This window comes from Halorubrum sp. AJ67, from assembly GCF_000513435.1.
The window spans coordinates 90,840-94,613 of sequence record NZ_CBVY010000014.1; the positions used below are offsets into that span (position 1 = coordinate 90,840).

The 3,774-nt window shown below is 67.6% G+C and carries 3 protein-coding genes; 1 reads left to right on the top strand and 2 read right to left on the bottom strand.

The features are described from left to right. Both nadA and BN903_RS11480 read right to left on the bottom strand, forming a co-directional pair. Window positions 1-1,057, bottom strand: a 1,057-nt coding sequence (gene nadA / locus BN903_RS11475) for a quinolinate synthase NadA (RefSeq protein WP_048077850.1), incomplete at its 3' end; no start/stop codon positions are given. Between the two features lie 407 nt (window positions 1,058-1,464). Then, on the bottom strand, window positions 1,465-1,839 hold the full coding sequence (locus tag BN903_RS11480; protein ID WP_048077851.1) for a nuclear transport factor 2 family protein: 375 nt from the start codon (window positions 1,837-1,839) through the stop codon (window positions 1,465-1,467). A 176-nt stretch (window positions 1,840-2,015) separates the two neighbouring features. Between BN903_RS11480 and BN903_RS11485 the strand changes: the two genes are divergently transcribed. Next, window positions 2,016-3,323 carry an acetamidase/formamidase family protein gene (locus tag BN903_RS11485; RefSeq protein ID WP_048077852.1) on the top strand — a complete coding sequence of 436 codons (1,308 nt, stop codon included), beginning with the start codon at window positions 2,016-2,018 and terminating at the stop codon, window positions 3,321-3,323. Window positions 3,324-3,774 lie beyond the last annotated feature (451 nt).

The window sequence follows — 3,774 nt, forward strand, 5'->3', positions numbered from 1 at the left end:
GCTCGCGGCCCGCAGCCAGCTCTTCGAGGACCCACGCCAGGTAGTTCGGGTCGATCTGGCGCATCGCGTTACAGTCTATACAGGCGTCGCCGCACAGCGGGACGACGTTCACCTCGGGGTGCCAGCGCCCGAGGTGGTTGGCGAGGTGGATCTCGGTCCCGATCGCCCAGGTGTCGCCGGGGTCGGCGTTCGCGACGGTCTCGCAGATCGTCGCGGTGGAGCCGACCACGTCGGCCGCCTCGACGACCTCGCGGCGGCACTCGGGGTGGACGACCACGCTGACGTCGTCGTACTCCCCGCGGACCGACTCGACGTGCGACTCGCGGAAGCGCTCGTGGACCTGACAGTAGCCGTCCCAGAGGATCACGTCGTTCTCGACGACGTCGCTCGCGTCCGCCGACTCCGGGTCCCACGGGTCCCACTCGGCGATCTCGTCTTCGAGCCCCAGGCGGTTGGCCGTGTTCTCTCCGAGGTGCTTGTCGGGGAGGAACAGCACCTTGTCGCCCCGGTCGAGCGCGTACTCGAACGCGTCGTGGGCGTTCGAGGACGTACAGACCAGCCCGCCCTGCTCGGCGCAGAACGCCTTGAGGTCGGCGTAGCTGTTCATGTAGGTGACCGGGACCACGTCCGCGTCGGTCTCGGCAGTCAGTTCCGCCCACGCCGCGTCGACCTGGAGGGCCTCGGCCATCCCGGCCATCGGACAGGACGCCTCCATGCTCGGGAGGATCACCTTCTGTCCGGGGTCGGTGATGATGTCCGCGGACTCGGCCATGAACGTGACGCCGCCGAAGACGACGTACTCGGCGTCGGCGGCGGCGGCCTCCTTGCTCAGCTGGTAGGAGTCGCCGACGAAGTCCGCGTGTTCGACGATCTCCCGCCGCTGGTAGTTGTGGCCCAAGATCACCACGTCGTCGCCGAGCGTCCGCAGCGCCTCCTCGATGCGCTCCGTTCGCTCCGATTCGGTGAGCGCTCGGTATTCAGGTGGAAGCTGTTCGAGGTTGTCGTATTTGAAGAGACTGAGATCAGTCTCGAACTCCGCAGTTTCCATTGCTGGCATCGTCGACTACCTTCGTAACTGAGTCTCTAGAACTGCGTGTTGAAAAGAATTTGTCTTCAATAGGCGACTGTAGTTGACTTAGTTACCTCGTCATACTGTATCGAAGTTCTTTCACCCGTCTACACGCCTCTGCGTCGTTCAACTGTGGTCGGTCGTCGCGATCATCGGGAACGCGAATGCGACCGGTCTGCGAACCGGGCGACGGCGGGACTGCGCCTCGCCGTCGGGCGCATCCGACGCGGAAGGGTGTCGGAACTCTCGTTTCGGCTCGCCGGCACTCGAATCGTCTCCGGTCCGGGAAGCGTTCACCTGTCGTCAGTCCGTGGATCTCTCCGAGTGGCGCGTCGTTCGCGACCGATCCGTGGGCGGCGCGTACCGAGTCTCCGGGTGTCAGGCCGCCGAGCAGGTCACACCGTGTCGCGGTCGGTGTAGGTCACGCGGTGGGCGATCAGCCCGTCGGCGTCGACCGTGTGGAAGTCCGCAAAGCCGAACGCGACCCGCTCGCCGCCCTGTCGTCCGCCGAACGTCCCGCGGACCGCCGCCGTATCGCCGTCGACCGCAACCACGAGCACCTCGTGTTCGCCGTCGGACAGCGGTCGGTCCTCGCGGTAGAACCGCTCTAGCGCGTCGATACCCTCGATCGAGTCCTGTCCCGGCCGGTCGTAGACGATGTCGTCGGCGAACAGCGCGAGCAGGCCGTCGTAGTCGTCGGCGTCGACACGCTCGTAGTAGCTATGCACCGTTTCACGGAGCCGCTCGGGCTCTGATGTCGCGTCGGTCACGGTCGCCGGAACGGACCGGCGGAAAGTATGCGTTGCCCCTCGCCCGCCGTGCCGGTCGAGCTTCCCACCTTCACGCCCCCCGTCAGCGCGTCGCTGCCCCGTGTGCCCCGCTTCGTCTCGTCGACGGTGCCGCGAACGTCACGATTATGCTGTGTCACGTCGTACCAATACGCGGAATGTCACAGAAGGAGGTACGCGACGAGCTCTACGTCGACCAGTACACGCTGGGACTCGTCGGTCCCGATCAGGAGTGGGCGGGCACGGTCGCGGACGGCGGGACGGTAAAGACATACACGCCGCCGGGCTGTTGGGGGCCGATGGTGACCCCCTCGTTCCGGGGCGGCCACGAGGTGACCCGCCCGATCCGCGTCGAGGGGGCCGAGGTCGGCGACGCCGTCGCGATCCACGTCCGCGACGTGGAGGTGACGAGCATGGCGACCAGCACCGGGTCGATGGCGGAGCGCGAGGGCGCGTTCGGCGACGACCCGTTCGTCGACCACCGGTGTCCCGAGTGCGGGACGGCGTGGCCGGACTCCGTCGTCGAGGGCACCGGCGAGGACGCGATCCGCTGTGCGGAGTGCGGCGCGAACGCCTCCTCGTTCGGCTTCGAGTACGGCTACACCGTCGCGTTCGACCACGAGAACGCGGTCGGGATCACGCTCGACGAGGAGGGCGCGCACGAACTCGCCCTCGACGCCGACGAGGTGATGGACATCCCCGAGAACGCGCGCCAGCACCCGATCCTGCTGTACGAGCCGGACGAGATTCCCGGCACGCTCGGCCGACTGCGTCCCTTCATCGGCAACATCGGCACCACCCCACCGGTCACCATGCCCGACTCGCACAACGCGGGCGACTTCGGGCAGAACCTGATCGGCGCGGACCATGACTACGGCGTCGAGACGGAGGAAGACCTCGAACTGCGCACCGACGGCCACATGGACGTGCCTGAGGTCCGAGCGGGCGCGACGCTGATCTGCCCGGTCGTCGTCGACGGCGGCGGGATCTACGTCGGCGACCTCCACGCGAACCAGGGCGACGGCGAGCTCTCCCTCCACACCACCGACGTGAGCGGGACGGTGACGATGGACGTGGAGGTGATCGAGGACGTCGAGCTCGGCGGTCCCGTCCTCCTCCCGAACGAGGAGGACCTCCCGTTCATCAGCGCGCCGTACACCGACGAGGAAGTCGCAGCGGGCGAGGGGCTCGGCGCGGAACACGGCGTCGACGTCGACACCGACGCCGCGCCGATCCAGGTGATCGGCTCCGGCGCGACCGTCAACGACGCGACGCAGAACGCATTCGACCGCGCCGGAAAACTGCTGGACATGACCGAGGGCGAGGTCCGCGCCCGGTGTACGTTCACCGGCGGCGTCCAAATCGGGCGGCTCCCGGGCGTGGTCCAGCTCGACATGCTCGTCCCGATGGATATCCTCGCAGACGCCGGTCTCGACGCCGCGGCGCGCGAACAGTACGAGCTGTAAGGAATCCCTGCGCACGGTCAATCCCCTCATTTTCTCGGGCGTCCCGGTGCGAACGCCACCGAAGCCCCAGCCGCTCACTACGACACAGTTGCTGCTGGGAACACGACCACCGAAGCCCCAGCCGCTCGGTGGTATGTGGTTGCTTATGAATTGCCGATCGACACGGACACTCCCGAAGCCCCAGCCGCTCGGTGGTATGTGGTTGCTTATGAATTGCCGATCGACACGGACACTCCCGAAGCCCCAGCCGGGAGGCGGGCGGACGCTCGCTGCGGTGCTTACGTCGCCTCCGCCCGCCTCCCGGCTGCCCCTTCGAGTCCCACCCCGCACAGCACAGCCTCACGCCTCCCCAGCCTCGTCGACCGGTCGGAGCAACGCGGAGACCGGTCGACTCCCTCGCGCGGCGCTCTCGCCGGCGGCTTCGCCGCCGGCTGTCCGAGGGACCTGCGGT

Excerpts from the sequence above, each read along its gene's own strand:
- BN903_RS11485 (WP_048077852.1), top strand. The coding sequence starts at position 2,016 with ATGTCACAGAAGGAGGTACGCGACGAGCTCTACGTCGACCAGTACACG.